Annotated in this window: 24 protein-coding genes; 17 read left to right on the forward strand and 7 right to left on the reverse strand. The window is 63.7% G+C overall.

Annotated features, from left to right (window positions below):
* Window positions 1–2 precede the first annotated feature (2 nt).
* The 12 genes from murB to AC0ZT5_RS09700 all read left to right on the forward strand — a co-directional run bounded on the left by murB (window position 3) and on the right by AC0ZT5_RS09700 (window position 14701).
* Window positions 3–968, forward strand: a complete 966-nt coding sequence (gene murB / locus AC0ZT5_RS09645) for a UDP-N-acetylmuramate dehydrogenase (protein ID WP_488496443.1) — start codon at window positions 3–5, stop codon at window positions 966–968.
* A 300-nt stretch (window positions 969–1268) separates the two neighbouring features.
* A complete protein-coding gene (locus AC0ZT5_RS09650) occupies window positions 1269–2195 on the forward strand; it encodes a D-alanine--D-alanine ligase (RefSeq protein ID WP_184874916.1) in 927 nt (308 codons plus the stop codon).
* Window positions 2183–3124 carry a cell division protein FtsQ/DivIB gene (locus tag AC0ZT5_RS09655; RefSeq protein WP_488496263.1) on the forward strand — a complete coding sequence of 314 codons (942 nt, stop codon included), beginning with the start codon at window positions 2183–2185 and terminating at the stop codon, window positions 3122–3124. Before AC0ZT5_RS09650 ends, AC0ZT5_RS09655 begins: the two co-directional genes overlap by 13 nt.
* A complete protein-coding gene (gene ftsA / locus AC0ZT5_RS09660; protein ID WP_184874914.1) occupies window positions 3121–4428 on the forward strand; it encodes a cell division protein FtsA in 1308 nt (435 codons plus the stop codon). The genes AC0ZT5_RS09655 and ftsA overlap by 4 nt, the downstream gene beginning before the upstream one ends.
* Window positions 4429–4494: 66 nt before the next feature.
* On the forward strand, window positions 4495–6165 hold the full coding sequence (ftsZ, locus tag AC0ZT5_RS09665; protein ID WP_488496264.1) for a cell division protein FtsZ: 1671 nt from the start codon (window positions 4495–4497) through the stop codon (window positions 6163–6165).
* Between the two features lie 280 nt (window positions 6166–6445).
* On the forward strand, window positions 6446–7396 hold the full coding sequence (lpxC, locus tag AC0ZT5_RS09670; protein ID WP_488496265.1) for a UDP-3-O-acyl-N-acetylglucosamine deacetylase: 951 nt from the start codon (window positions 6446–6448) through the stop codon (window positions 7394–7396).
* Window positions 7397–7658: 262 nt separating this feature from the next.
* A complete protein-coding gene (locus AC0ZT5_RS09675; protein WP_095086961.1) occupies window positions 7659–8531 on the forward strand; it encodes an outer membrane protein assembly factor BamD in 873 nt (290 codons plus the stop codon).
* A 201-nt stretch (window positions 8532–8732) separates the two neighbouring features.
* Window positions 8733–10406, forward strand: a complete 1674-nt coding sequence (gene recN, locus AC0ZT5_RS09680; protein ID WP_488496266.1) for a DNA repair protein RecN — start codon at window positions 8733–8735, stop codon at window positions 10404–10406.
* 264 nt (window positions 10407–10670) lie between these two features.
* Window positions 10671–12875: an NAD-dependent DNA ligase LigA gene (ligA, locus tag AC0ZT5_RS09685; RefSeq protein WP_488496267.1), complete on the forward strand. Its 2205-nt coding sequence runs from the start codon at window positions 10671–10673 to the stop codon at window positions 12873–12875.
* Window positions 12875–13567, forward strand: coding sequence for a DUF2461 domain-containing protein (locus tag AC0ZT5_RS09690; protein WP_488496444.1), 693 nt, complete (start codon window positions 12875–12877; stop codon window positions 13565–13567). Before ligA ends, AC0ZT5_RS09690 begins: the two co-directional genes overlap by 1 nt.
* Window positions 13568–13679: 112 nt before the next feature.
* Window positions 13680–14408, forward strand: a complete 729-nt coding sequence (locus AC0ZT5_RS09695) for an AzlC family ABC transporter permease (protein ID WP_488496268.1) — start codon at window positions 13680–13682, stop codon at window positions 14406–14408.
* Complete coding sequence (locus AC0ZT5_RS09700) at window positions 14405–14701, forward strand: AzlD family protein (RefSeq protein ID WP_184874906.1); 297 nt, start codon at window positions 14405–14407, stop codon at window positions 14699–14701. Before AC0ZT5_RS09695 ends, AC0ZT5_RS09700 begins: the two co-directional genes overlap by 4 nt.
* Window positions 14702–14812: 111 nt before the next feature.
* Here the strand turns inward: AC0ZT5_RS09700 and AC0ZT5_RS09705 are convergent, their stop codons facing one another.
* The 3 genes from AC0ZT5_RS09705 to AC0ZT5_RS09715 form a co-directional block, all read right to left on the reverse strand.
* A complete protein-coding gene (locus tag AC0ZT5_RS09705; RefSeq protein WP_488496269.1) occupies window positions 14813–16657 on the reverse strand; it encodes an aminopeptidase P family protein in 1845 nt (614 codons plus the stop codon).
* Between the two features lie 145 nt (window positions 16658–16802).
* Window positions 16803–17675: a 50S ribosomal protein L11 methyltransferase gene (locus AC0ZT5_RS09710; RefSeq protein ID WP_488496270.1), complete on the reverse strand. Its 873-nt coding sequence runs from the start codon at window positions 17673–17675 to the stop codon at window positions 16803–16805.
* An 80-nt stretch (window positions 17676–17755) separates the two neighbouring features.
* The gene (locus AC0ZT5_RS09715; protein ID WP_488496271.1) at window positions 17756–18334 is read right to left on the reverse strand and encodes an SCO family protein; all 579 of its coding nucleotides are present in this window, start codon (window positions 18332–18334) and stop codon (window positions 17756–17758) included.
* 189 nt (window positions 18335–18523) lie between these two features.
* Here AC0ZT5_RS09715 and AC0ZT5_RS09720 point away from each other — a divergent pair, with 189 nt between their 5' ends.
* From AC0ZT5_RS09720 to AC0ZT5_RS09730, 3 genes are all read left to right on the forward strand, one after another.
* Complete coding sequence (locus AC0ZT5_RS09720; RefSeq protein ID WP_477286900.1) at window positions 18524–19030, forward strand: CreA family protein; 507 nt, start codon at window positions 18524–18526, stop codon at window positions 19028–19030.
* Between the two features lie 77 nt (window positions 19031–19107).
* Entirely contained in the window at window positions 19108–19749 is a 642-nt protein-coding gene (locus tag AC0ZT5_RS09725; RefSeq protein ID WP_488496272.1) for a DapH/DapD/GlmU-related protein, read from the forward strand.
* A gap of 251 nt (window positions 19750–20000) precedes the next feature.
* Window positions 20001–20426, forward strand: a complete 426-nt coding sequence (locus tag AC0ZT5_RS09730) for a low affinity iron permease family protein (RefSeq protein WP_457151469.1) — start codon at window positions 20001–20003, stop codon at window positions 20424–20426.
* 41 nt (window positions 20427–20467) lie between these two features.
* Here the strand turns inward: AC0ZT5_RS09730 and AC0ZT5_RS09735 are convergent, their stop codons facing one another.
* Window positions 20468–21334: an SDR family NAD(P)-dependent oxidoreductase gene (locus AC0ZT5_RS09735; protein WP_488496273.1), complete on the reverse strand. Its 867-nt coding sequence runs from the start codon at window positions 21332–21334 to the stop codon at window positions 20468–20470.
* Between the two features lie 260 nt (window positions 21335–21594).
* Between AC0ZT5_RS09735 and AC0ZT5_RS09740 the strand changes: the two genes are divergently transcribed.
* Window positions 21595–21876 (forward strand): hypothetical protein, encoded by a 282-nt coding sequence (locus tag AC0ZT5_RS09740; protein ID WP_488496274.1) that lies wholly within the window; start codon window positions 21595–21597, stop codon window positions 21874–21876.
* A gap of 83 nt (window positions 21877–21959) precedes the next feature.
* On the opposite strand, the gene AC0ZT5_RS09745 is transcribed toward AC0ZT5_RS09740, so the two are convergent.
* Window positions 21960–22535 carry a TMEM175 family protein gene (locus AC0ZT5_RS09745; RefSeq protein ID WP_488496275.1) on the reverse strand — a complete coding sequence of 192 codons (576 nt, stop codon included), beginning with the start codon at window positions 22533–22535 and terminating at the stop codon, window positions 21960–21962.
* A 166-nt stretch (window positions 22536–22701) separates the two neighbouring features.
* A complete protein-coding gene (locus AC0ZT5_RS09750) occupies window positions 22702–24174 on the reverse strand; it encodes an MATE family efflux transporter (protein WP_488496276.1) in 1473 nt (490 codons plus the stop codon).
* Window positions 24175–24315: 141 nt separating this feature from the next.
* Here AC0ZT5_RS09750 and AC0ZT5_RS09755 point away from each other — a divergent pair, with 141 nt between their 5' ends.
* Window positions 24316–25104: a L,D-transpeptidase gene (locus tag AC0ZT5_RS09755; RefSeq protein WP_488496277.1), complete on the forward strand. Its 789-nt coding sequence runs from the start codon at window positions 24316–24318 to the stop codon at window positions 25102–25104.
* Window positions 25105–25161: 57 nt separating this feature from the next.
* On the opposite strand, the gene AC0ZT5_RS09760 is transcribed toward AC0ZT5_RS09755, so the two are convergent.
* Window positions 25162–26643, reverse strand: a complete 1482-nt coding sequence (locus tag AC0ZT5_RS09760) for an esterase-like activity of phytase family protein (protein WP_488496278.1) — start codon at window positions 26641–26643, stop codon at window positions 25162–25164.
* Window positions 26644–26742: the final 99 nt, after the last annotated feature.

The following is a 26742-nucleotide window of genomic DNA, read 5'->3' on the forward strand; positions in this document are numbered from 1 at the left end:
TCATGATGCACGGCCAGGCCCTGATCGACAGACTTGGCGACCGGCTTGCCGGCCTGCGTGGCCGCCTGACGCCGAATGCCGAGATGGACAAGATCACCTGGTTCCGCGCCGGGGGGCTGGCCGAGGTGCTGTTCCAGCCGGCCGACGAGGAGGACCTGGCCGCGTTCCTCAAAGCCGTTCCCGAAGAGATCCCGCTGACCATCGTCGGCGTCGGCTCGAACCTTCTGGTCCGGGACGGCGGCATTGCGGGTTTTGTTGTCCGGCTTTCGGCCAAGGGGTTTGGTGAGGCCGAAATTGTTTCGCCGACCACGATCAAGGCGGGCGCGGCGACACCCGACAAGCGCGTTGCCGCCGTGGCGCTCGAAGCCGGCATTGGTGGCTTCCATTTCTATCACGGCATTCCCGGCGCCGTCGGTGGCGCGCTGCGGATGAACGCCGGCGCCAACGGTGTCGAGACGCGCGAACGCGTCGTCGAGGTGCGTGCGCTCGACCGTGCGGGCAATGTGCAAACGCTGAGCAATGCCGACATGGGCTACGCCTACCGCCATTCGGCGGCACCTTCCGGGTTGATCTTCACCTCGGCCTTGTTCGAGGGGTTTGCCGAGGACAAGACAGCGATCAAGGCGGCGATGGACGCGGTGCAGAACCACCGCGAGACCGTGCAGCCGATCCGCGAAAAGACCGGCGGCTCGACCTTCAAGAATCCCGAAGGCACGTCAGCCTGGAAGGAGATCGACAAGGCGGGCTGCCGCGGCCTGATGATCGGCGGTGCGCAGATGTCGCCTATGCATTGCAACTTCATGATCAACACGGGAACCGCGACCGGCTACGACCTTGAATATCTCGGTGAGACGGTGCGCACGCGGGTGCTGGAAAATGCGGGCATCCGGCTGCAATGGGAAATCAAGCGCATCGGCAATTTCCGACCTGGGCATGCCGTCCAGGAGTTTCTCGGGCAACTCCTGTAGCGGGTATTGAAGTTCACGTGATGCATGAACTTCAACGGGGCCGAAATGGTCCACGACCGTTGCTGTAAAGACTCAGCGGCACGGTTTTCGCATCCATTTTCTCAGAAAGTGAATCTCTCGGAATCGTAAGTACTTGCCAGTGAATCAACTCTCTGATTCTCTGCTCCAAAGCGTTTCCTGATTTGAGTCGTTCGACGCGTTTTCAGCGTTTTCCGTCTGGGGGGCAACCTGCCGGGAGACTCGGACTCAATGTTGCGGAAATCTTGGTTTTTGGTCCGCCGTGAGAGGGGATGACGGGGAATGAAAAACAAGCATGTGGCCGTCCTGCTGGGTGGTTTCTCATCCGAGCGGCCCGTGTCCTTGTCCTCGGGAAAGGCTTGTGCCGATGAGCTCGAGAAGGAAGGCTACCAGGTCACGCGCGTCGATGTCGGGCGCGATGTCGGCTCGGTGCTTGCCGAACTCCGGCCGGATGTCGCCTTCAATGCGCTACATGGTCCGTTCGGCGAGGATGGCACTATCCAGGGCATCCTCGAATATCTCGGTGTTCCCTATACGCATTCAGGCGTGCTCGCCTCGGCGCTGGCCATGAACAAGGAGCAGGCCAAGCGGGTTGCCAAATCGGTCGGTGTCCCGGTCGCCGAATCGAAGGTCGCCAGCCGCTTCGCCATCCAGAACAAGCACCCGATGAAGCCGCCCTATGTGGTCAAGCCTGTCAACGAGGGGTCGAGCTTCGGCGTCGTCATCGTGCATGAGGGGCAGTCGCATCCGCCCCAGGTCATCGGTTCGTCCGAGTGGAAATATGGCGATACCGTCATGGTCGAACGCTACATCCATGGCCGCGAACTGACCTGCGCCGTAATGGGCGATGTGGCTCTGGGGGTCTGCGAGATCATCCCGACCGGCCATTCCTTCTACGACTATGATTCAAAATATGTCGCTGGGGGATCAAAGCACGAATGCCCCGCAAAAGTTTCACCGAATATTTACCAAAAAATACAAACACTGGCGCTCAAGGCTCATCAAGCGATCGGCTGTCGGGGCGTTTCCCGGTCGGACTTCCGTTATGACGATCGGCATTCCGAAAACGGCGAGGTTGTCTGGCTCGAGGTCAACACCCAGCCGGGTATGACGCCGACGTCCTTGGTGCCTGAAATCGCCGCCCAGGCCGGGCACTCGTTTGGCGATTTGTTGAGTTGGATGGTGGAGGACGCTTCGTGTCTGCGTTGAAATGGGGACAAGGTAAGGGGAAGGGCGCGGCCGGGCCGGCGCTGTTCGGCCTGCCATTGTCATCAGGCCATTTCGTGCTGCCGCGTGTGCTTCGCCGCCCGGTGCGCGTTCTTGCGCGCCTGGGCGTGGGTGAATTCCAGGCGCCGCGCTTCTCCGCGGCCATGATGTCTGCCGTGCTGCTTGTCTCGAGCAGTGCCTATGGCGCCTATCTCGGCGGCCATGTCGACGGCATCGTGCAAAGCATCACTGCCCGCACCGGCTTTGCCGTCGATCAGGTCAAGGTGGTCGGCAATCGCCAGACCTCCGAGATCGACATCCTCGACAGGCTCGAGCTCGATGGCTGGACCTCGCTGATCGGTTTTGACGCCGAGGCGGCGCGGGAGCGCATTTCTACCTTGCCCTGGATCGAGGTCGCCGCGGTGCGCAAGGTCTATCCGCACACGCTGGAAGTGCGTGTCGAGGAGCGCGAGCCCTTCGCGCTCTGGCAGCAGGGCGATGAGCTCTCGGTTATCGAGAAGAATGGTGCCGTGATCGCGCCGTTCTCCGGCGGCAAGCAGGTGCTTTTGCCTTTGCTGATCGGCGGCGGTGCGCCGGCCAAGGCGCCGGACTTCCTGGTCAAGGTCGAAAAGTATCCTGAACTCGCGAGCCGGATCAAAGGCTATGTCCGCGTTGGTGAACGGCGCTGGGACCTGAAGCTGGACAACGGCATCACCGTCAAGCTTCCCGAGGATGGCGAGGATCAGGCGATCGCCGAGCTCGTCAAGATGGACCAGGACAAGGGGCTGTTGTCGCGCGATATCGCCGCCGTCGACATGCGCCTGACGGACAGGCTGGTCGTGCAGTTGACGCCCGAGGCGGCGACGCAGCGCGAAGCGGCCCTCAACGAAAAACCCAAAAGCCTGAAGCGCAAGCCGGAGACAAAAATATGAGCTGGCTTGGCGGTCATGGCGACGCCGCGTCGCGCCGATCCGGCACCCTGACGGTGCTGGATGTCGGTTCGAGCAAGGTCTGCTGCATGGTGGCCAAGCTGAAGCCGAGCGAAGACGGCAAGCTGTTGCGCGGCCGCTCGCACCGGATCCAGGTGATCGGCATCGGCCATCAGAAGTCGCAAGGCGTGAAGTCGGGAGTCGTCGTCGACCTCGATCGCGCCGAGCATGCCATTCGTCTGTCCGTCGATGCGGCCGAGCGCATGGCTGGGCTGACGGTCGATTCGCTGATCGTCAACATGACAGCCGGCCGGCTGAAGAGCGAAGCGTTCTCGGCCACCATCAACCTTGGCGGCCACGAGGCCGACGAGGCCGATATCAAGCGCGTTCTCGGTGCCGGCGCCAAGCAGGCGCTGAAGGCCGAGCGCGAGGTGATCCATTCGCTCCCCGTCGGCTTTTCGCTGGATGCCGAGCGCGGCGTGCGCGATCCGCGCGGCATGGTCGGCGACGCACTTGGCGTCGACATGCATGTCTTGACCGGCGACGCCGCGCCGATGCGCAACCTGGAGCTTTCCATCAACCGGTCGCACCTGTCGGTCGAGCGCATGGTCGCGACGCCCTATGCCAGCGGGCTGGCCGCCCTGGTCGACGACGAACTAGAAATGGGCGCCGCCTGCATCGACATGGGCGGCGGCACGACCACGATCTCGGTGTTTTCGGAAGGCAAGTTCGTCCATGGCGACGCCATCGCCATCGGCGGCAACCATGTCACGCTGGACATGGCCAAGGGCCTGTCGACCTCGCTCGACGCCGCCGAGCGGCTGAAGGTGATGCATGGCTCGGCATTGCCAGGCAGTGCCGACGACCGGGACCTGGTCTCGATCCAGCCGATCGGCGACGACGGCGACGTGCCTTTGCAGATCCCGCGCTCGGTGATGACGCGCATCGTGCGCGCCCGCATCGACGAGACGCTCGAATTGCTGCGCGACCGGCTGAACAAGTCCGGCTACGGCAATGCGGTGGGCAAGCGCGTCGTCTTGACCGGCGGCGCCAGCCAGCTTGCCGGCCTGCCGGAGGCGGCGCGCCGGATCCTCGGACGCAATGTGCGCATCGGCCGCCCACTTGGCGTGGCCGGCCTGCCGGAAGCGGCAAAGGGACCGGCCTTCTCGGCTGCGGTGGGGCTTCTGATCTATCCGCAGATGGCGAGCTTCGAGAGCCATCCGGCGAAAGGAATTTCCGGTCTCAGAATGACTGGAACGGGTGGAAAACTGCATCGCATGAGTCAGTGGTTGAGAGACAGTTTCTAATTGACGGGGACAGCCCCATAGGCGGCCGCGGCGGCGAAGCGGCGTGAAAGGCAAAGGACGGAGACAATGACGATCAATCTGCAGAAGCCGGACATCACCGAGCTTAAGCCGCGGATCACCGTGTTCGGTGTCGGCGGCGGCGGCGGCAATGCTGTCAACAACATGATCACCGCCGGTCTGCGCGGTGTCGAGTTCGTGGTGGCCAACACCGATGCGCAGGCGCTGACCATGTCGAAAGCCGATCGGCTGATCCAGCTCGGCGCACATGTCACCGAAGGCCTTGGCGCCGGGTCGCAGCCGGAAGTCGGCCGCGCGGCGGCGGAAGAATGCATCGACGAGATCATCGATCATCTGTCCAACACCCATATGTGCTTCGTCACCGCCGGCATGGGCGGCGGCACCGGCACCGGTGCGGCTCCGGTCGTGGCGCGTGCCGCACGCGAAAAGGGCATCCTCACCGTCGGCGTCGTCACCAAGCCGTTCCATTTCGAAGGCCAGCGCCGCATGAAGACGGCGGATTTTGGCATCGAAGAGCTGCAGAAATGCGTCGATACGCTGATCGTCATCCCCAACCAGAACCTGTTCCGGCTGGCCAATGACAAGACGACCTTCGCCGACGCCTTCGCCATGGCCGACCAGGTGCTCTATTCCGGCGTTGCCTGCATCACCGACCTGATGGTCAAGGAAGGCCTGATCAACCTCGACTTCGCCGACGTGCGCTCGGTCATGCGCGAGATGGGCAAGGCGATGATGGGCACCGGCGAGGCTTCGGGCGAGGGCCGCGCGATGGCCGCCGCAGAAGCGGCGATCGCCAACCCGCTGCTCGACGAGACCTCGATGAAGGGCGCCAAGGGCTTGCTGATCTCGATCACAGGCGGCCGTGACCTGACCCTGTTCGAGGTCGACGAAGCGGCGACCCGCATCCGCGAGGAAGTCGACCAGGATGCCAACATCATCCTCGGCGCCACCTTCGACGAAGAACTCGAAGGCGTCATCCGCGTCTCGGTGGTTGCCACCGGCATCGACAAGTCGGCGGCGGAAATCGCCGCAGCGCCGATCTCGATCCGCACCGCTCCGCAGAAGCCGGTCAGCCGCCCGGCCGTTGCCGCTGTGGAAAGCCGCCCCGCGCCGGTCCAGCAGGCAGCTTACGAACCGCGCGCCGCCGACCCGGTCGCCGAAGCCATCCAGCTGGCGGAAGCAAATGCAGCGGCGATGGCGCAGGCTCGTCCGGCTCCCGTTGCCCATGCGGAGGATTTCCGCCCGCAGAGCAAGATCTTCCAGGCGCCGCCAGCACAGCCGATGCCGCAGCCCGTGGTGCAGCCGGCGCCGCAGCCGCGCGAAATGCTGCGTGAAGCGCCGCAGCCGGTTGCTATGGCGCCGCAGCGGATGCCGCGCGTCGAGGACTTTCCGCCGGTCGTCAAGGCCGAGGTGGATGCCAAGAGCCGCCCGGCCGACCACGAGAACAACAGCGGACCGATGGGCCTGCTGAAGCGCCTGACCAACGGCCTGACCCGTCGCGAGGAAGAGCCTGCACGGCTGCAGCCGGCGCAGCCGCGCGAACCCAAGCTGCGCCAGGCAGCGCCTGAAGTGCGCCGTCTTGCCAGCCAGGACGCGCAGCTCTACGCGCCGCGCCGCGGTCAACTCGACGAGCAGGGCCGTTTGACGCCGCAGGTGAGGGCGACTCAGGACGATGATCAGCTGGAGATTCCGGCGTTCCTGCGCCGCCAGGCCAACTGATCGGTAAACGGGCTTTAAGAATTGTTAACAGGCAAGCAAGAAATTGCTTGCCTGTTAACGTTTGAAATGATGAGATTTCAATGACTTATCAAGCTCAACTGAATCCGGCTCGCGGTTACAAAGAGTAAGAAACCGTGATTTGGAGTCTCCAACCCGCGACATTATCTTCCGGCCACCATAGTCGGTTTGTCAGGATTTCGGGGGAAGTCGCCCTGCCTGCCGATTTCAACAAGAGCCGCGCCCTCGGGCTGGAGAAGCGGACCTTAGGCATTGCGGGCTTATGGGGATTGTCTTGCACGACTATCAGACGACAGTGAAGACGCGCGCGTCGCTTACCGGCACCGGCGTCCACAGCGGCAAGGAAGTTTCCATCAGCTTCATGCCGGCAGATGCCGATACCGGTATCGTGTTCCAGCTTTTGAACGGCGCCGAGCAGGGCCGTGAGGTCCGCGCCCTGGTTTCCGAAGTCGGCGCCACAGACCTGTGCACCATGCTTGGTGATCCCGCTGGCGAGCACATCGCCACGGTAGAGCACATCATGGCGGCGCTGTTCGGGCTCGGCATCGACAATGTCGCCATCGAGATCGACGGTTCCGAGGTTCCCATCTTCGACGGCAGCGCCATGGCGTTCGTCGAAGCCATCGACCAGGCCGGCGTCGAGACGCTGTCGGTCAAGCGCCGTTATATCAGGGTCATCAAGCCGGTTCGCATCGAGAACGGCGCCTCGTGGGCGGAGTTCAAGCCTTACGACGGCACCCGTTTCGAGATCGAGATCGACTTCGAAAGCCCGGCAATCGGCCGGCAGTTGTTTGCGTCGGACCTCAACGCCGATATTTTCCGCCGCGACCTTGCGCGCGCCCGCACCTTCGGCTTCATGAAGGATGTCGAGCGGCTGTGGGCCGCCGGCTATGCGCTCGGCTCCTCGCTGGAGAATTCGCTGGTGATCGGTGACGACAACCGCGTCATCAACATGGGCGGCCTGCGTTATCCCAACGAATTCGTTCGCCACAAGACGCTTGACGCCATGGGCGACCTGGCGCTGGCCGGCGCCCGTTTCATCGGCTGCTTCCGTTCCTATCGCGGCGGGCACAGGATGAATGCCGCCGCGCTGCGCCGCCTGCTGTCGGATCGCACGGCATTCGAGATCGTCGAGACGACACGCCGCGAGCGTGGCCGCAGCGCCGAGATGAACGCCGTCAACGCGCCGCTCTACGCGCCCTGGATGATCTGATTTACTTAACTTTTTCGGATTCCATGGCCGATAGAGGTGTTGCACGAATGCATCACCTGTTGGTGAAATTGCACGGATTTTCAAGCCGCGTCCGACCGCCACAAAAATGTGCGATTGGCCGGCGATAGCGTTGCCGGGCAAGGCGGTTATGGTTTATGGCTGCTGACGTCGATTAGGGCATGTCGCTCAAAAGTGGGGATCAAGTTTGGGACCACGGCATGCAACACGCATTGAAATAACGCCGAAAGGGCGGAATCCAATCATGTTCTTCAAGCGAGTTGGTCAATCGAAAGCGCCGCAGCGGGCTGTTTTCCTGGCGCTTTCGGTGGTTGTTCCATCGCTCTTCCTGTCAGCCTGCATGTCGTCGGAGAAAGATATCGACCTGTCGACCTATGTCGACCAGACCGAGCCGGCCGATGTTCTCTACAATCAAGGCCTTGCCAATCTGAACGCCGGGCGCCTGCAGGAGGCGAGCCGCAAATTCGATGCCGTCGATCGCCAGCATCCCTATTCGGAATTCGCCCGCAAATCGATGGTGATGGGCGCTTTCGCCGACTATCGACAGGGCAATTACGACGAGGCGATCGGCTCGGCCAAGCGCTATCTCACGCTCTATCCGTCGACCGATGACGCCGCCTACGCGCAGTACATCATCGGCTTGAGCTACTATCGCCAGATCAAGGACGTGACGCAGGACCAGAAGGAAGCGCGCCAGACCCTTCAGACGATGCAGGACCTGGTGACGCGCTGGCCGACATCGGAATATGTCGACGACGCCAAGGAAAAGATGCGCTTCGCCAACGACCAATTGGCCGGCAAGGAAATGCAGATCGGCCGCTATTATCTTGAGCGCCGCGAATACATCGCCGCCGTCAAGCGCTTCCGCACCGTGGTGGAGAACTATTCCAACACGCGCCATGTCGAGGAGGCGCTCGCCCGCCTGACCGAAAGCTACTACGCGATGGGGCTGACCTCGGAGGCACAGACCGCCGCCGCGGTGCTCGGCACCAACTACCCCGACAGTTCGTGGTACAAGGATTCCTACAAGCTGCTGCAGAGCAACGGGCTTGCGCCGCGCGAGAATGCCGGCTCGTGGATATCCAAGGCCGGGAAGATGATCACCGGCGGTGCCTGACCCCAGAGCATTGGACCGAAGCGCGCGCAGCGCTTTTTCGGATTGATCCGGCGCTCAAACAAAAAGATAGTGCGGCGCTGCGACTCCAGATGGTCGCGTGCCGCTTTAGAGCGCGTCGCGCTTTAATCCTTTGTTTTTGTGCATGTCGTTATCCCAAAACCGGGTCCACTTTTGGGCGACATGCAATAGGTCCGGGTTCTGATGCTTTCCAGACTGTCGATCCGCGATATCGTCCTGATCGAGAAGCTGGATATCGACTTTCAGCCGGGTCTTTCCGTGCTGACCGGTGAAACCGGCGCCGGCAAATCCATCCTGCTCGATGCCCTGTCGCTGGCGCTCGGTGCGCGCGGCGACGCGTCGCTGGTACGCCATGGCGCGGCGCAGGGCCAGGTGATCGCCGTCTTCGACGTGCCGCGTAACCATCCGGCCCGCACACTGCTTGCCGAAAACGCCATCGACGATGACGGCGATATCATCCTGCGCCGCCTGCAAACGGCCGATGGCCGCACCCGCGTCTTCGTCAACGATCAACCCTCGAGCGTCACCCTGATGCGCGATGTCGGCCGCGCGCTGGTCGAAATCCATGGCCAGCACGACGAACGCGCTTTGGTCGATCCCGGTGCGCATCGCGATGTACTCGACGCCTTCGGTGGCCATCTCGGCGCTGTGCGCTCGACCGGCGAGGCATGGCGGCACTGGCGCGCCTGCGAGCAGGAGCTTTCCCGCCACAGCGCCAAGGTGGCGGCGGCCGCGCGCGAGGCCGACTATCTGCGTGCGGCGGTGGCGGAACTGACGAAGCTCGATCCGCAGCCGGGCGAGGAGACCGATCTCGCAGAGCTGCGCGCATCGATGATGCGGGCGGAGAAGATCGCTTCCGAAATCCACGACGCGCAAGATGTGCTGTCCGGTCCGTCCTCGCCCTTGCCGCAACTGGCGAGCCTGCTCAGACGGCTGCAGCGCAAGGTGACGGAGGCGCCAGGCCTGCTCGACGACGTGGTCAAGTCGCTCGACGAGGCGATGCTGTCGCTCGACGCCGCGCAATCGGGCGTCGAGGCCGCACTGCGCGCCACCGAATATGATCCGCAACGGCTGGAGAAGGCGGAGGAGCGGTTGTTTTCGCTGCGCGCCGCTTCGCGCAAGCACATTGTCGCCGTCGACGACCTGGCGCAATTGCGCGACACGATGTCGGCCGATCTCGCCGATCTCGATGCCGGCGAGGAACGCTTGCACGGGCTGGAAAAGCAGGCGGCCGCGGCGCGCGAGACCTATGACATTGCCGCCGCACAGTTGTCCTCGCTGCGCCATGCGGCGGCGGTCGGCCTGACCAAGGCGGTCATGGCCGAGTTGCCGGCTCTAAAGCTCGAACGCGCCGCCTTCATCGTCGAGATGAAGAGCGAGGCCGAGGGCCGCATGGAAGAAGGCATCGACCAGATCGAATTCTGGGTGCGCACCAATCCAGGCACACGACCCGGGCCGATGATGAAGGTCGCTTCCGGCGGTGAGCTGTCGCGCTTCCTGTTGGCGCTGAAGGTGGCGCTGGCCGACCGTGGCTCGGCGCCGACGCTGGTTTTCGATGAAATCGACACCGGCGTGGGCGGCGCGGTCGCCGACGCCATCGGCCAGCGGCTGGCGCGATTGTCGAAGCGCGTCCAAGTGCTGTCGGTCACGCATGCGCCGCAGGTAGCGGCGCGTGCGGCGACGCATTTCCTGATCTCCAAGTCGGGCAGCACCGACCGCGTCGCGACCGGCATTGCCGAGATGGACCGGCCGGCGCGGCAGGAAGAGATCGCGCGCATGCTGGCCGGCGCCACCATCACCGACGAGGCTCGCGCCGCCGCCGAGCGGCTGCTGCGCGAGAACACCGCCGCGTCCTGACGATGCACGGTTCGCCAGGCCGGCAAAAATTCCGGCTTCGCAACAGAGTCAGCTTGTGGCGCCATCCCGCTGTTTCGGCGCGGTTTTATCAGAATTTTGCTCCCTTGAATCCGAAAGCTGATCTATGGTCGCGGACCACCAAAGCGCGTCGCGTCGAATCGGATTTGCGCGACGTGCTCTGGGTCTTTGTTGCTATGCGTGTCGTTGTCCCAAAACCGCTGCGCATTTTTGGGTGGCATACATCTATGAGCCGGGTCTGAAACCATGTCCGAAAAACCAGTCGATGCCCTGACAAACGGCGAAGCCGAAGCCGAGCTGAAGCGCCTGGCGGAAGAGATCGCCGAGCATGACCGGCGCTACCATACCGAGGATGCGCCGATAATCTCCGATGCGGAATATGATGCACTGACACGGCGCAATCTTGCCATCGAGGAGCGCTTTCCGGCGCTGGTGCGCGAGGATTCGCCGTCGCGCAGGGTCGGCGCGGCGCCGGCGGAAGGCTTCGCCAAGGTGCGCCATGCGGTGCCGATGCTCAGCCTCGCCAAGGCCTATACGGACGAGGATGTCGCCGACTTCATCGAACGCGGCCGGCGGTTCTTCGATCGCGACAAGGATCTCGACATCGCCTTCACGGCCGAGCCGAAGATCGACGGTCTGTCGGCTTCGCTGCGTTATGAAAGCGGCGTGTTCGTGCAGGGCGCAACGCGTGGCGACGGTGCCGTCGGCGAGGACATCACCGCCAATCTCAGGACGATCGCCGACATCCCCGCGAAGCTGAAGGGCTCGGGCTGGCCAGAAATCATCGAGATACGCGGCGAGGTCTATATGACCTACGCGGAATTCGAGGCGCTGAAGCAACGCTCGGCGGCGGTTGGCGGCCAGGACTACGTCAATCCGCGCAACACGGCGGCCGGTTCCCTGCGCCAGAAGGATCCATCCGTCACCGCCAGCCGCAACCTCAAATTCTTCGCCTATGCCTGGGGCTATACGTCTGAGGATCCCGCTCCGACCCAGTACGGCGCTGTGCAGAAGTTCAAGGATTGGGGTTTCGCGATCAGCCCGCTGATGGTGCGGGCGAAGTCGGCCGAGGAGCTGATCGCGCATTATCATCGGATTGAGGAGCAGCGCTCCTCGTTGGGCTACGACATTGACGGGGTCGTCTACAAGGTCGACCAGTTGGAACTGCAGCGCAGATGGGGTTTCGTCACTGGTGAGCCGCGCTGGGCGGTTGCGCATAAATTCCCCGCCGAACAGGCGATGACGACCGTGCAGAAGATCGACATCCAGGTCGGCCGCACCGGCACGCTGGCGCCGGTTGCGCGGCTAGCGCCGGTCACGGTCGGCGGCGTCGTGGTTGAAAACGTCACGCTGCACAATGAGGACTACATCAAGGGCCTGGACAGCACAGGCCAGCCGATCCGCGACGGCATCGACGTGCGCATCGGCGATACGGTGGTGATCCAGCGGGCAGGGGATGTCATTCCGCAGATCGTCAGCGTCGTCATCGACAAGCGTCCACCCGACGCCGTGCCATACGAATTCCCCCACACCTGTCCGATCTGCGGCTCGCCGGCGACGCGCGAGATCAACGAGAAGACCGGCAAGGAAGATTCCCGTCGACGCTGCACCGGCGAACTGATCTGCCCCGCGCAGGCGGTGGAGGGATTGCGGCACTTCGTGTCACGCGGTGCCTTGGACATCGAAGGCCTGGGCGCCGAGAACATAGACACTTTCTTCAACGCGGGATTGATCAAGACAGCCGCCGATATCTTCACGCTCAGGGATCGCCGCCCCGCCGTCACCAAGGCGCTGGCCGAGCGGCGTGAGGAGCAGGCCAGGCAGCGCGAGGCGGCATCGGGCAAGACGCGCAAGAATGTGCGCAGCGTCGAGGATCGCAATTACGAAGGCCTCGACAAACTGTTTGCTGCCATCGACTCGCGCCGCGAACCGGAACTGGACCGCTTCATCTTCGCGCTCGGCATCCGCCATATCGGCGAAACCACGGCCGCGGTGCTTGCCAAAACCTTCTCGACCATCGAGGAACTGATCCGCGTCGGCAAGGAGACAGCGGCGGCCGACGATCCACACACCGTTTTCCCATCGGTCAACGGCATCGGCGACACAGTCATCGATGCGCTGCGCGACTTCTTCGGCAATGAACGCAACGACGACGTGCTGGACGCGCTGCTCAAACAGGTCAAGCCGAAGCCTTATATCGTGACCATCTCGGCTGACAGCGCGGTGGCCGGCAAGACGATCGTGTTCACAGGCACGCTGGAAAAGATGACCCGCCCCGAAGCCAAGGCGATGGCCGAACGCCTCGGCGCGAAGGTCGCGGGTTCTGTTTCGGCCAAGACGGATCTGGTGGTCGCCGGGCCGGGTGCCGGCTCCAAGCTCAAGCTTGCCAGCGAGCTCGGCGTCGAAGTGATCGACGAGGACGCCTGGCTGGTGCGGATCGGCAAGGAATGATGGAAGGTGCATTCAAGGGTTTCGGGCTGAAGGCCATTCCGTTCCTGAAGGCGCTGGATTTCCATCAGAGCCGGGAGTGGTTCCTGGAAAACCGCGCCTTGTTCGAAAAGGAGTTGCGCGACCCCTTCGGCGATCTGGTCGAAGCGCTCACGGAGCGTTTCACGCAAGCTGGGCTCGGCCTGCGCGGGGATCGCAAGAAGTCGCTGTTCCGCATCAACCGCGATGTGCGCTTCGCCAAGGACAAGCGGCCCTATAACCGGCACCTGTCGGCGATCCTGTCGCCCGACGGCACCAAGATGGTGCAGGGCGTGTTCTATGTTCATGTCGGGCTTGAGGGCTGCTTTGCCGACGTCGCCTGGTGGCAGCCGGAGCCGGCGCTGCTGCTGGCGATGCGCAAAGCCATCGCGACGCAGCCTGACAAGTTTCGCGCCATGGCAAAGGCGCTGAAGAAGAACGGCCTTGAACTCGAGACGGAAGGCCGCATGAAGCGTACGCCACGCGGCTTCGAGCAGATCAGCGAACCCGATCTAGCCGACGCCATCCGCAACCGGCATTTTGTCGTCCAGCATGTGATTGATCCGGCGGGGATCCATGGTCCGGCGTTGGTCGATGAGCTCGTCGATTTCACCTTGCGCGCCAGGCCGCTGCTTGACTGGGGCAGGGCGGTCGAGGGCAAAGTCCTCGCCGCCTAGCCTGCGACAAGGTATCACGACGATCATTTCCGCTGATCATTTGGCTCAAGCGAATTCGTGTGACAGACCGGGCTGCGCCACCTACATACCGCCCTTCGCAAGGGAGTGGTTGATGGCGACGGACGCAATCTCCGAGAGCGGCGCAAGGAGCGATTTCTGGCAGGGCGTGCGGCTCTCGATGCCTGTCGTGGTGGCGTCGGCGCCGTTTGCGGTGCTGTTCGGCGCACTCGCCGTCGACAATGGCTTCTCGGTCGTCGAAGCCTTTCTGATGAGCGCGCTGGTCTTCGGGGGCGCCAGCCAGATGGTTGGCATCCAGCTGTTCGGCCAGCATGTAGCGCCATGGCTGATCGTGCTGTCGATCTTCGCCGTCAATTTCCGCCATGTGCTCTATTCGGCAGGCATCGGCCGGCGCATCGCGCACTGGCCCATCATCGAGCAGGCGCTCGGCTATTTCATCCTCACCGATCCGCAGTTCGCGGTGGCCGAGGCGAGGGCGCAATCCGGCCAGACGGTCGGCTTCGCCTGGTATCTCGGACTCGGCCTGCCGGTCTATGTGTTCTGGGTGATTGAAAGCGCGCTAGGCGCGGTGTTCGGCAAGCTGATCCCCGACACGCATGCGCTGGGCATCGATTTCCTGCTGCCTATCTATTTTCTCGGCCTTGTCCTGGGCTTTCGCAAGCGGCCGCTGTGGCTGCCGGTGGTCATTGCCAGCGCTGCCGCCTCGATCATCGCCTACAAGACCGTCGGCTCGCCCTGGCACGTCTCGATCGGCGCAATTGCCGGGGTGCTGCTCGCCGTCGTCCTGCCTCCCCACCACAGCGGCGTGAAGGCACGGCCATGAGCACGACATTCTGGATCATCATCGCCGGTGCGATCGCGACCTACCTGACGCGCATCGGCGGGCATCTGGTGATCTCCCGTTTCGAAAACATCCATCCGCGCGTCGAGGCCGGCCTCAATGCCGTGCCGGCGGCGGTGCTGACGACGCTGGTCGCGCCGGAGCTGCTGAACGCCGGACCGGCAGAATGGGCGGCATTGGTCGTCACCGCCGTGGTTTCGTTGCGCGGCGGGCTGATGTCTATGTTTCTGGCGGGCGCAGCGGTGTTGATACTGGCGCGGCAGTTCGTCGGGTAGTTTCACCGGCGCGATCGTGTCGAACGTCGGCGCTGCCCCTCATTGCCCTGCCGGGCATTTCTCCCCGTAGAACGGGGAGAAACACGCCTGCTTTGAAGCTTTCGCCAATCGTCAGATCTTCGCATCATGCGGCAGCGGCGCGGTGGCCTTTTCCAGCCAGGCCAGCGTTTCGCCGTCGAGCATCGGTCCGATCTCAGCCAGCACGCGGGCATGGTAGGCGTCGAGCCAGTGCAATTCGTCGCGCGTCAGCAGATCGGTGCGCACCAGGCGGATGTCGATCGGCGCCAGCGTCAGCGTCTCGAAGCCGTGCATGGCGATGTCGCCGCCCTCGACCTCTTCCGCCGGCGTCACCAGGATCAGGTTCTCGATGCGGATGCCGTAGGAGCCTTCCTTGTAGTAGCCGGGCTCGTTGGACAGCATCATGCCTTCGAGCAGCTTTTCAGTGCCGGTGCGGGCGATGCGCTGCGGTCCCTCATGCACGGCCAGGTACGAGCCGACGCCGTGGCCGGTGCCGTGCGCGAAGTCGCAGCCGTGCTTCCACAGCGCCATGCGGGCGACGGCGTCGATTTCCGAGCCGCGTGTGCCGGCGGGGAAGCGCAGCGTTGAAATGCCGATCATGCCCTTCAGCACCAGCGTGAAGCGTTCGCGCATTTCCTCGGTCGGTTGGCCGATCGGCACGGTGCGGGTGATGTCGGTGGTGCCGTCCTGATACTGGCCGCCGGAATCGAGCAGGAACAATTCGCCGGCCTGCAGCTTGCGGCTGGTGGCGCGCGACACACGGTAATGCATGATGGCGCCATTCGGCCCGGCACCGGAAATGGTGTCGAAGGAGATGTCGCGCAGAGGCATCTGGGTTTCCTCGCCCGTCTTCCGGCGCGTCTCTTCCAGCCTGGTGACGACGGCGATCTCGTCGAGCGAGCCGGGTTTTTGGCGCTCCAGCCAGCACAAGAGCTTGGCCACCGCGGCGCCATCGCGGCGATGCGCGGCGCGGGAACCGTTGATCTCGGCCTGGTTCTTGGTGGCGCGTGGAATGCGGGCAGGGTCGGCTGCGGCAATCACGGTGCCGCCATTGTCCTCGACCAGCATGCGCAGCCTGTCGGCCGCCAGCACCGGGTCGAGCGCGATCTTCGCGCTACCCTTGGCAAGGGCCACGATCGCCGCTTCGAATTCGCCGGGCTCATGCGGCTCGGCGAGCTGCGTGAGATAGGCCTCGACCTGGCGCGAGAATTTGCGCCGGTTCATGAACAGCTGGTGCGATCCGTCGGCGGCGAGGATGGCAAAGCCGAGCGCCAGCGGTGTATGCGGCACGTCGCCGCCGCGGATGTTGAAGGCCCAGGCGATGGAGGAAGGGTCGGTCAGCACCGCATGGGTGGCGCCGTCCTTGGTGATCGCCGTTGCCAGCCGCGCCAGCTTGTCCTTGGCGAGTTCGCCGGCAAAGCCGATCGGGTGGAGCTCGACCGGCGAAACCGGCGCCTCGGGCTGGTCCGTCCAGATGAGGTCGATCGGGTTCTTGTCGAGCGGCACGAGCACCGCGCCGGTCTTGTCAGCCGAAGCCTGCAGCGCCTTGACCTCGCTGATCGTGTGCAGCCACGGGTCAATGCCGAGCCGCGCGCCCTTGCCGATGGCGTCTCTCAGCCAGACGGCTGGCGGGTTGTCGACCAGGCTTTCGATCGAAAAGATGTCGAGATCGACCTCGTGACGCACCTGCAGCGTGTAGCGCCCGTCGACAAAGACGAAGGCGCGGTCGCGCAGCACGATGGCGACACCGGCCGAGCCGCTGAAACCGGTCAGCCATTTCAGCCGCGCCGAGCGATCGGCGACATATTCCCCCTGATGTTCGTCGGCGCGCGGCACGATGAAGCCGTCCAGCCCGTTGGCCGCCAGCCATTGGCGCAACAGCGCGACGCGCGGCTTGCCGACTGCCGGATCGCCCGCGGAATCGAAGGTCTGGAACATTGTGGCCTCCCTGAATTCCGCGCGACCGTAGCGCACGGGCTTGAAAATCGAAATCGATTGTCGGCTGGCGCAACCTGCTACAGCATCGCTTGACTGACAACCGGCTGGCCTTGGTCCAGCTTGGGTCGTTGCCGGCTCGTCTGCCTCAATGCTTGAGGTGGATCGTCACCCAACCCTCGCGGTGCAAGGTGCGCACGTGGCGGAAGTTCTGGCCGACATAGGCCGAGACGACAGCGTCGCGCTGGCGCTCGAGGATGCCTGACAGCACGATCGAGCCGCCCAGTGCGATGTGAGCGGCCATTTGCGGTGCAAGCCGCATCAGCGGCCGCGCCAATATGTTGGCGACGATAAGATCGAAGGGCGCGCGCTTGCCAAAGATCGGGTGGTGAAAGCCCGGCGCGGTCACCGTCTCCACCAGTGCCTTGACGTTGTTGAGTCGTGCGTTGGCGGCAGCCACTCTCACCGCCACCGGATCGATGTCGGTGGCCAGTACCGGAATGTGCGCCAGCTTGGCAACGGCGATGGCCAGCACCGCGCTGCCGGTGCCGAGGTCGAGCGCATTGCGCGGGTGCTCGCGGCGCATGACCTTTTCCAGCATTTCGAGGCAGCCGGCGGTGGTGCCGTGGTGGCCGGTGCCGAAGGCAAGGCCCGCCTCGATCTCGATGGCGAGTTCGCCGCTGTGGCGCTTCCTGCGGTCATGCGCGCCGTGGACGAAGAAACGGCCGGCGCGCACCGGCTTCAAGCCCTCAAGTGAACGCGCCACCCAGTCGATGTCGGGTAAGGCCTCGCGGCCGATCGACCTCGCAATGGAAAGGCCGGCAAGGATGTCCTTGGCCCGCGTCTCGACGGCATCGACGTCGCCATCGGCATAGAGCGACACTTCGTAGATATCGCGATCCTCATCGACCTCCAGCACGGCGATCGGCAGGCCTTCATCCTCGAAGGCCGCCTCGAACGCCGCGAAAATGCTGATGGATTCAAGCTTTCCGGTGATGAAATGAAGCCGTGTCTGGGTCATCGATTATGTGTCTTGCTCGAGCATGATCTTGTTCGAAAACCGGTTCCCACTTTTCGCTGACGCCGTCCTTCGGTTCGGGATCATGCGCCCGCGGCCAGTCGCTTCAACTTGGCGACGGCCGTGTCAGCGCTTTCGCCATAGGCGATGGTGCCGGCAAAGTCGCCCTTGGCGTTGAGCAGCAGCACCGAGGCGGTATGGTCCATCGTATAGTCGCCGTCGCCGGTGTCGACTTTCTTCCAGTAGATGCCGAACGATTTGGCCATGGCATGGACCTTGTCCGGATCCCCGGTGATGCCGACGATGCGGTCGGAGAAATTGCTGACATAGGCGTTCATCACATCGGGCGTGTCGCGCTCCGGATCGACCGAGACGAAATAGGCATGCAGGTTCTTGCCGTCGTTGCCGAGCGTCTTCAGCCAGCCCGCCAGTTCGAACAGCGTGGTCGGGCAGACTTCGGGGCAATGGGTGAAGCCGAAGAAGACGACGCTGGGCTGGCCCCTGAACGCGGCCTCGGTGATCGGCGCGCCTTTCTGGTCGACCAGCGTGAAGGCGGCGCCGAAGGGCTCGCCGCCATAGTGGCCACGGTACCAGTCGAAGGTCAGCCAGCCGATGCCGGCCGCCATCAGGACGAGAATGCCGACCAGAATAGAACGCATCATCAGTAAGGTCCGTCCGCAGAATCATCGGGAGCGCCGGCCACATGCCGCGCCAGCACGACAGTCTTAGCGGTTCGACCCCGCCCAGGCAAAGTGCCGCGTTGCCGCAACCGCATATGGGGTCGACGTATCCGCTTGCAAAGCCGGGCTGCTCGCCCCACCTGTGACCGGCAACTCGAACCGCAGGAGGCTATGTTGCAGGGACTGATTGGGCGAAAACTGATCGGCGGCGCGTTGGCCGCGTGCGTTGTCTTTGGCGCTGGCACGGCCGTCGCCGATGAAGTCGGCAAGGTCGGTGTCGACTGGCTGGGCAACGACATCATCGTCGAGGCGATCAAGGATCCGAAGGTGGAGGGCGTCACCTGTCACGTCGCCTATTTCGATCGCGGCATCATCGACCGCCTGCACAAGGGCAACTGGTTCGAGGATCCGTCCGACTCCTCGATCTCCTGCCGCCAGACCGGCCCAATCACCATCGGCGACATCGATATGAGCGAAGGCGGCGAGGAAGTGTTCAAGCAAGGCATCAGCCTGATCTGGAAGAAGCAGGTGGTGAACCGCATCTACGACAAGGCCAACGAGACGCTGATCTACCTGTCGCATTCACGCCAGGTGCAGAACGGCTCGGCCAAGATGTCGGTCACCACCGTGCCGCTCTACGGCCAGAACGTGGTGTGGACGAGCGGCAAGCCGAAATAGGTGGGTCGGCTGGAACCGAGCTTACGGAGGGTTGGTCCCGCTTGCGGGACCAACCGCCTAGGGGTAAAGCCGCCCGCATGGACCGTTCCGAAAATCTCGTCCCGAAGGATTCCGAGCCGCGCATCCATCCGACTGCGGAACTGAAGGCCTGCAAGCTCGGCCGCTATGCCTCGATCGGCGAGCGGGTGGTGCTGCGAGAAGTGACCGTCGGCGACTTCTCCTATTTCGAGCGCCACGCCGAAGCGATCTACACGACGATTGGCAAATTCTGTTCGATAGCCACAAACAGCCGCATCAACGCGCTGGAGCATCCCATCGAGCGGCTGACCCAGCACAAGGTCAGTTACCGGCCGAACGAGTATTTTCGCTGGCTGGGCGTCGACGCCGCATTCCGCGAGCGGCGGCAGGCGAAAGTCGTGACCATCGGCCATGATGTCTGGATCGGCCACGGCGCGGTGATCATGCCCGGGGTCACCATCGGCAATGGCGCCGTCATCGGCGCCAATGCGGTGGTGACGCATGACGTACCGTCCTACGCCATCGTCGCCGGGGTGCCGGCCAGACCGCTCAGATCACGCTTTCAGGCCACTGTCGCGGCTCGGATCGAAGCGCTCGCGTGGTGGGACTGGCCGGTCGAAAAGCTCGCCAGGGCAGTTCCCGACATGCAGGCATTGCCGATCGAGGCGTTCCTCGACCGCTGGGAAAACGACGCCATCTGACCGGACTGAAACCCCTTCCGCCATGCGGGGGTGGCGCGGCGGAAGGGGCTGGAGATAACCCGCTGGGTAGCGGAAGGAACAGGCACTCTTGCCTGTGCCGCTATTGTGGCATTGAAGCCATAAGGCGTGTTTTCCGCCTTGTTCTCTTTATGCGTGTAGCCAATTGCGCCTGACGTATTTGTTTGCGCCGGGAACCTGAAGCGGTCGCCGGTTGTTTCTCATCACGCCGCTGCGTTGAGGGATTTCGACACATGGAAAAGCTTTTCACCAAGATCGCCAACTGGGTCGCCCACGTCACCGGCCTGCCGCTGACATTTGCCGCCTGCTGCCTGATCGTCGTCGTTTGGGCGGTGACCGGGCCGTTCTTCGGCTTTTCGGACACCTGGCAGCTCGTCATCAACACCGGCACGACCATCATCACCTTCCTGATGGTCTTTCTCATCCAGAACACCCAGAACCGCGACGGCGCGGCGATCCAGGCCAAGCTCGACGAGCTGATCCGCGTCAGCGAGGGCCACAACAACTTCATCGGCATCGAACATCTGACCGAATCGGAGGTCGAGGAGATCCGTGACAAATGCGAGCGTGCGGCCAGGCGGCATGACGAGAAGATTGCCGCCATGGCGGCAAAGAAGGCTGTGGCGCAGAAGCGCGGGCCGAAAAAGCACGCGGCCTGAAGCGTCCGCGGTTTAGTTCGGGATCAACCGTGCGGTCATGCTCATTGCTTCATGAACGCCGCGAAATTCTCCTTGTAGTCCGGATGCCAGCGCGACAGAGCCGGACGGTTCTCGATGATGTCGCCGATCGCCCAGGCCATGCGCTTTTCATCCAGCGGCCGCGCCGCCTCATTGTCCGGGCACAGGATGTAGAAATCGCCCCTGGTCAGGGATTCCAGCATGAAATCAATGACCTGTTCGCCGCTCCAGGCGCCAGCCGGTTTTTCCGTCGCGCCCTCGGTGAGGCCGGTAAAGGTGAAGCCGGGGATCAGCAGATGGGCGGCGAGATGGGCGCCGGGTTCGTTGCGCAGCGCGTGTGCCAAGCCTTCCGTGTAGGTCTTCACGCCAGCCTTGGAGACATTGTAGGCGAGGTTGCCGGGCGGCGTGGTGATGCCTTGCTTGGAGCCGGTGTTGACGATCAGGCCGGGCTTGGCCGAGGCCAGCATGCGCGGCGCGAAGGCCTCGACGCCATGCACGACGCCCCAGAAATTGATGTCCAGAAGCCGCCTCCAGGCATCGCGGTTTTCCCAGGGCTTTCCGGGGTTGTTGCCAACGCCGGCATTGTTCATCAGCAGCGACACGTCGCCGAAGGCGCCGAACGCTCTTTCGGCGAGACGGTGCACTTCGTCCGCGTTCGAAACGTCGGCGGCAACGGCAAGCACGGCATCCTCGCCCGCAATCGCGGAAACGGCGCGGGAGGCGTCGTCAAGGCGTGCGCTGCCGATGTCTGCCAGCACGATCTTCATGCCCATCAATGCAAGCCGCTTGGCGGCCGCAAGACCAATACCGCTGGCGGCGCCGGTGATGACGGCGGTGTTGCCCGGGCCAAACGCGGGCAGGGCGGTCTGGATTTCGGCGTCGGTGATCATGGGCGATGGGGTCCTTCTTTCGATGGCGCAGAACTTAGCGCTGGAACGGGCCAGCGCAAGCCTCACTGCGCGTAAAGCGCATCGGGTTCGAAGCGATTTATGTGGCGCGCTTCAGGCCTTGTTTCATGCATGTCGTCGTCCCAAAGCCGCTGCACCCATTCGGGCGGCATGCATTGGCCCGGGTTGACCAGCCCGGCCGAGGCTGCGCATGTTGCCACGGCAAAAGGAGACTTTTGCCGTGAGAAATGGAGATTTCCTGATTGACGGACTGGGTCGCAATTCTGAAGGAACAGACCGCCACCGGCGATCAGATGAGCCGCGACGTGCCGGAGATGCTGGCCAACCCCGACATCAGCGAAGCGCAGGTGAAAACGCTCTTTTCCGCCCTCGAGAAACAAGCCGAGTTCGTCGAGAAGCTGCGCATGGCACTGGAGAAATTCGGCCATGATTTCTCGATCATCAAGGCGGCGGAACGGCTGGAGGAGCGCTATGCCGACCTTGCCGCCTCGGTGGCGGAAAAGCTGAAAGCGATGCGCAAGTAAAGCAATTCCAGGAAAAGTGTGAAGCGGTTTTCCCGGGAAAAGCGCGTAGCGCTTTCCCCAGGAATTGCGTCAGACAAAAAGCGCTATTTTTCGATCACCCGGGCGAAGCGCCTATCCGGCACAAACCAGATCATCGCAACCAGCACATAAAGCGCGACGCCGATCCACTGACTGACGAAGGTCAGCAGGACGCCTGCGATGTAGAGGGTCAGCGAGATCTTGCCCTTGCGGTCATTGCCCAGCGCCTTGGCAAAGGCGGTCTCGTTGCCGTGCAGGCGATGCAGTGCTGCGGCCAGTATCGTATAGGCGACGGCGCATAGCACGAGATCGATGCCATAGACGGCGACCGGCACCGGTGCGAAGTGGTTCTCGCCCACGAAGGCCGTCGTCACCGGCATCAGCGACAGCCAGAATAAAAGATTGAGGTTCGCCCACAGCACGCGGCCGTCGACGCGCTGCACCGTGTGGAACATGTTGTGCAGATTGTTCCAGTAGATGCCGACGTTGATGAAGGACAGCACATAGCTGAAGAAGATCGGCCACAACGGCAAGAGGGCGGAAACATCCTCGCCATGCGGCACTTTCAGCTCGAGCACCATGATGGTGATGATGATGGCGACCACGCCGTCGGTGAATGCTTCGACCCTGCCTTTGCCCATGAGTCCTCCCCCTCTATCGACGATATCTACGCGATGGTGGGACGGGCGGCTACCCGCCATGTGGCTGGGCGACCACCTCTGACGACGGGACGGATCGGTGCGGTTCGGGTGGAAGAAGATCAATTCGCCACCGTTGCCGGCGAACTGCGGAGGTATCGCCGGTCTGTCAGCCGTTCGGCGTCTCGGGCGCCATATTCGCGCGCTGGCGCGGCACGCCAAGGCCGGTATCCGGCGGCTCGCCGGCGGCCGGCCTGTCCTCGATCATGTGCATGGTGCGCCAGCGGCCGAAGCGGTAGTAGGCGGCGGCCAGCACCAGCGAGGTGATCGAGCCGGCCGGGAAACTCCACCACAGCGCTTCCTCGCCGATCACGCGGCGCATGAAATAGGCAAAGCCGGTGCGCACGACCAGCACCGAAATCACCAGGATGATCAGCGGCGGCATCACCGCGCCAGTGGCGCGCACGGTGGCGAACAGCACGATGGTGATGCCGAACAGGATGAACGACCATGACGCGACATTGTTGATGTGGGCAGCGATGTCGATCGCAGCGCTGTCGCTGCTCAGGAACAGGCTCAGCACCGAACGGTCGAAAAGCCAAAGCACGGCAACCAATGCGCCGGTCAGCACCAGATTGAAGCCGACACCGGAGGCGGCGATGCGGCCGATCCGGTCCCAGCGGCCGGCACCGACATTCTGCGCCGCCATCGAGGAGACCGCCGCACCGATGGCGAGCGCCGGCATCTGGATGTAGGTCCAAAGCTGCGCGGCGATGCCGTAGGCGGCGGCGACCTGCGAACCGTAGGAGTTGACGATGCCCATCACCGTCAGTGCCGCTACCGAGACGACGATCATCTGCAGGCCCATCGGCACGCCCTTGAAGACGATGATGCGCAGCAAGGAGGGGTCGGGCCGCAGCAGAGCAAGGTTCGCGCCGGCCAGCCGCAACGGGTGCTTGCGCACATAGAGCACGATCAGAATGGCGATCACGCTGACCGTCTGACCGATCAGCGTCGCGGTGGCGGAGCCGGCGATGCCGAGTTCCGGGAATGGCCCGATGCCACGGATGAGCAACGGGTTGAGTACGATGTCGAGGACGACGGCGAGCGCCATGAAGAAAAAGGGCGTGCGTGAATCGCCGGCGCCGCGCAGCACGGTCATGACGAAGGACAAAAGGTTCGTCATCGGCACGGCGACGAAGATGATACGCAGATAGGAGCGCGCCAGCGGCAAGGCATCGGCCGGAGTGCTGAGCGTGTTAAGGATGGCGTCGACCCATATCCAGCCGCAGACCGCGAACACCACCGAGACGAGGAAGAAGAAGGTGGCGCTGGTGCCGACGATGCGGCGCGCCTCGGGCAGATCGCGGGCGCCGACCGACTGTGCCACCAGGATGGTGGCCGCCATGCCGATGCCGAACACCGTGCCGAGGATGAGGAACAGGACGAGGTTGGCGTTGGAGGTGGCCGTCAGCGCCGATTCGCCGAGAAAACGGCCAACCCAGACGGCGTTGATCGAGCCGTTGAGCGACTGCAGCACGTTGGAGCCGAGCACCGGCAAGGCGAACAGCAGCAGCGTGCGCGGGATCGGGCCGGTGGTCAGGTCGCCGGTGCGCCGGCGCGTGGGCATCTTGTCGTCCATGGCAGGGAACTCTGCGAAGGCTGATCTCAGTCCGGTCCGTGCCTTGATCTAACCATGTTCTCAAAGCTTCGGTAATCGGATACTGGTTCTGGGCGCGTGGGGCGCGTTCCTTACTAGATCAAACTCGTAAGCCGGGGGTTCATGTCCGATATTCCACTGTTTTTTGAGCGCCTGAACAGGCGCGCGTTTCTCGGTGCCTCCGCTTTGGGCGCGGCCTCCGTGGCTCTTTCGGCGTGCACCACGACGGAGGTGGTGACGCCGCCAGTGGCAGCACCGCCAAGCGATCCGGCCTTCGGCGATGTCGCAAGCATGTATGCTGCGCGCGTCGACGAGGGCTTTCAGTTGCCGGCAATCCCGGTGGCCAAGATGGATCCGAAGTTCGTGCGTCAGATCGTGTCCGACCCGACCGGAGAAAAACCCGGCACGATCGTCGTCGATGTCTCCGAGCACTTCCTCTATCTGGTGCGCGACGGCGGCAAGGCTATCCGCTATGGCGTCAGCCTCGGCAAGGCCGGTTTCGGATGGACCGGCAGCGCCGTGGTCCAGGCCAAGAAGAAATGGCCGGTCTGGACGCCGCCGCCGGAAATGATCCAGCGCCGGCCGGAACTGGCGAAATACAAGGACGGCATGCCGCCCGGCCCGCAGAGCCCGCTTGGCGCCCGCGCGCTGTATCTCTTCCGCGACGGCAAGGACACGATGTACCGGCTGCACGGAACGCCGGAGTGGGACTCGATCGGGAAGAACGCTTCGTCCGGCTGTGTGCGCTTCATGAACCAGGACATCATCGACCTCTACGGCCGCGTCAACGGCGTCGCGCCGGTCTTCGTGCGCGCGAACCTGTCGGCCGCCGCGAAGATCACCGCCGTGTCGAACAGGACGGCCGAGCCGATCGACGCGGGCGTGCCAAAGGACGCGGAGATGTTGCAGTAAGTGTGCCTTCACGATCTGTAGGCGGACGCGCTCGGCGCGTCCGCCTGGGTGGTGTCGTTACTTCTTGGCGAGGCCGGGAAGCGTGACCTGATAGACCGTGAACATGGTGTCGACATCGGCGCCGTCTTCCGCCTTGTAGGGTGCGCCGACCTGGAAGCCGTCCTGGGTGAGGAAGTCGTTGTCGTTGGCCACGAACAGGAAATAGTCGTCAGGCAGCTTCGGATCGAGCACGCTGACCACCGACATCGCCTCCCACTTTTCCGAGAGGTTGTTCTTGTCGTTCGGCGCGCCATTGTGCAGGCCGAAGCGACCGAGTTCGCCCTTGTCGTTGAGGTCGATGAAGGGCGTCAGCTTGGCCGGCGTCACGGATGGGTCGAGCACGCCCTTGGGCGCCACCGGCTTGTCGGCGGCGTCGAAGGCGCCACCGGCGATGTCGGTCGCGGCGGAGAGGTCAACGATGTTGATCTGGCGGAGCAGCGAGGTGTCGCCCTTCAACCCCTGGCCGTTGCCGCTGTCGCGGGTCAGCATCAGGAAGGTCTGGTCGGACAGGGCCACGATCTCGCTCTGCGCCGCCACCTTGGTTTTGCCCTTGGCATCCTTGAACACCAGCAGCGGCACGACATATTCGTGCGCCAGCTTGAGATGGGCGAGGTCGGAAGCGTCATAGACCAGCGCGCGCGTGTTCTGGCGCGTCGCGCCGGAATCGCCGCCATCCTGCCGGGGCGCCGACTGCAGCACGGCGATCAGGAACTTGCCGTCCGGCGTCATCGCCATGCCTTCGAGGCCCTGGTTGTTCTGGCGGCCGGTATCTGGATCCTTCGGATCGGGCTCGGCAGCACTCGGACCAGGATTGTCCGAGGCGAAGTTCGGCGCGCCATGGCGCATCGGCACGAGGGCCGCCGGCGGCTGGGTCGCCGACAGCAGATGGCCTTCGGCGGAAAACCGATAGATGTTCGGGCCGTATTCGTCGGAGATGAACATCGAGCCGTCGGGTAGCCGCACGATCCCCTCGTTGTCGAGCGCCAGCTTGCCGTTGGCCTCGGGCAGGATCGGCATGTCGCCGCTTGCTGCGCGCACGCCGTTCAGCGGGTCGAGGCCGGTAGCATCGGCGCCCTTGTCGTCGGTCAAGAGCATGGTGTCGGCGAGCGTCGCCTTGACGCCGGACTGCTCCTGGCCGGCAGCGGGCGCCGCACCAGGCGCGGTCGGCGCGAACTCGATGCCGATCGTGTTGAGGCGCGGCCGGTAGTCGGTGGTGCCGACGACATTGTAGCCGCGGTCCGGCAGCAGCCAGAGCGAACCCTTGTAGCCGTCGGCGCCGTGCGTCCAGCCGGCGGTGTCGATCGCCATGCCGGAACCCGAGCCGAACGTCTCGCCGAACTTGTCCTTCTGGCTGGCCGGGATGCGGCCGACGCCGACCAGTCCCTTGTTGACGAAGCTGGTGCCGCCGACGGTCGCGGTGCTGTCGGCCAGCGCCGGCGTCAAGGCGCTGAACATTGCCAGCGCGACGCCGAGCGACACGGTTCGGTGCAGGTGTTTCATGGATGATCCTCTTTGTAACAAAGCGTGCCGGAGCGGCCGATGGCGTAAAAGCTGAAAGAGGTGCGGCATCGATGATGCCGCGTGCGCCTCCCCGAAAAG

Source organism: Mesorhizobium sp. CNPSo 4670 (genome assembly GCF_057784235.1).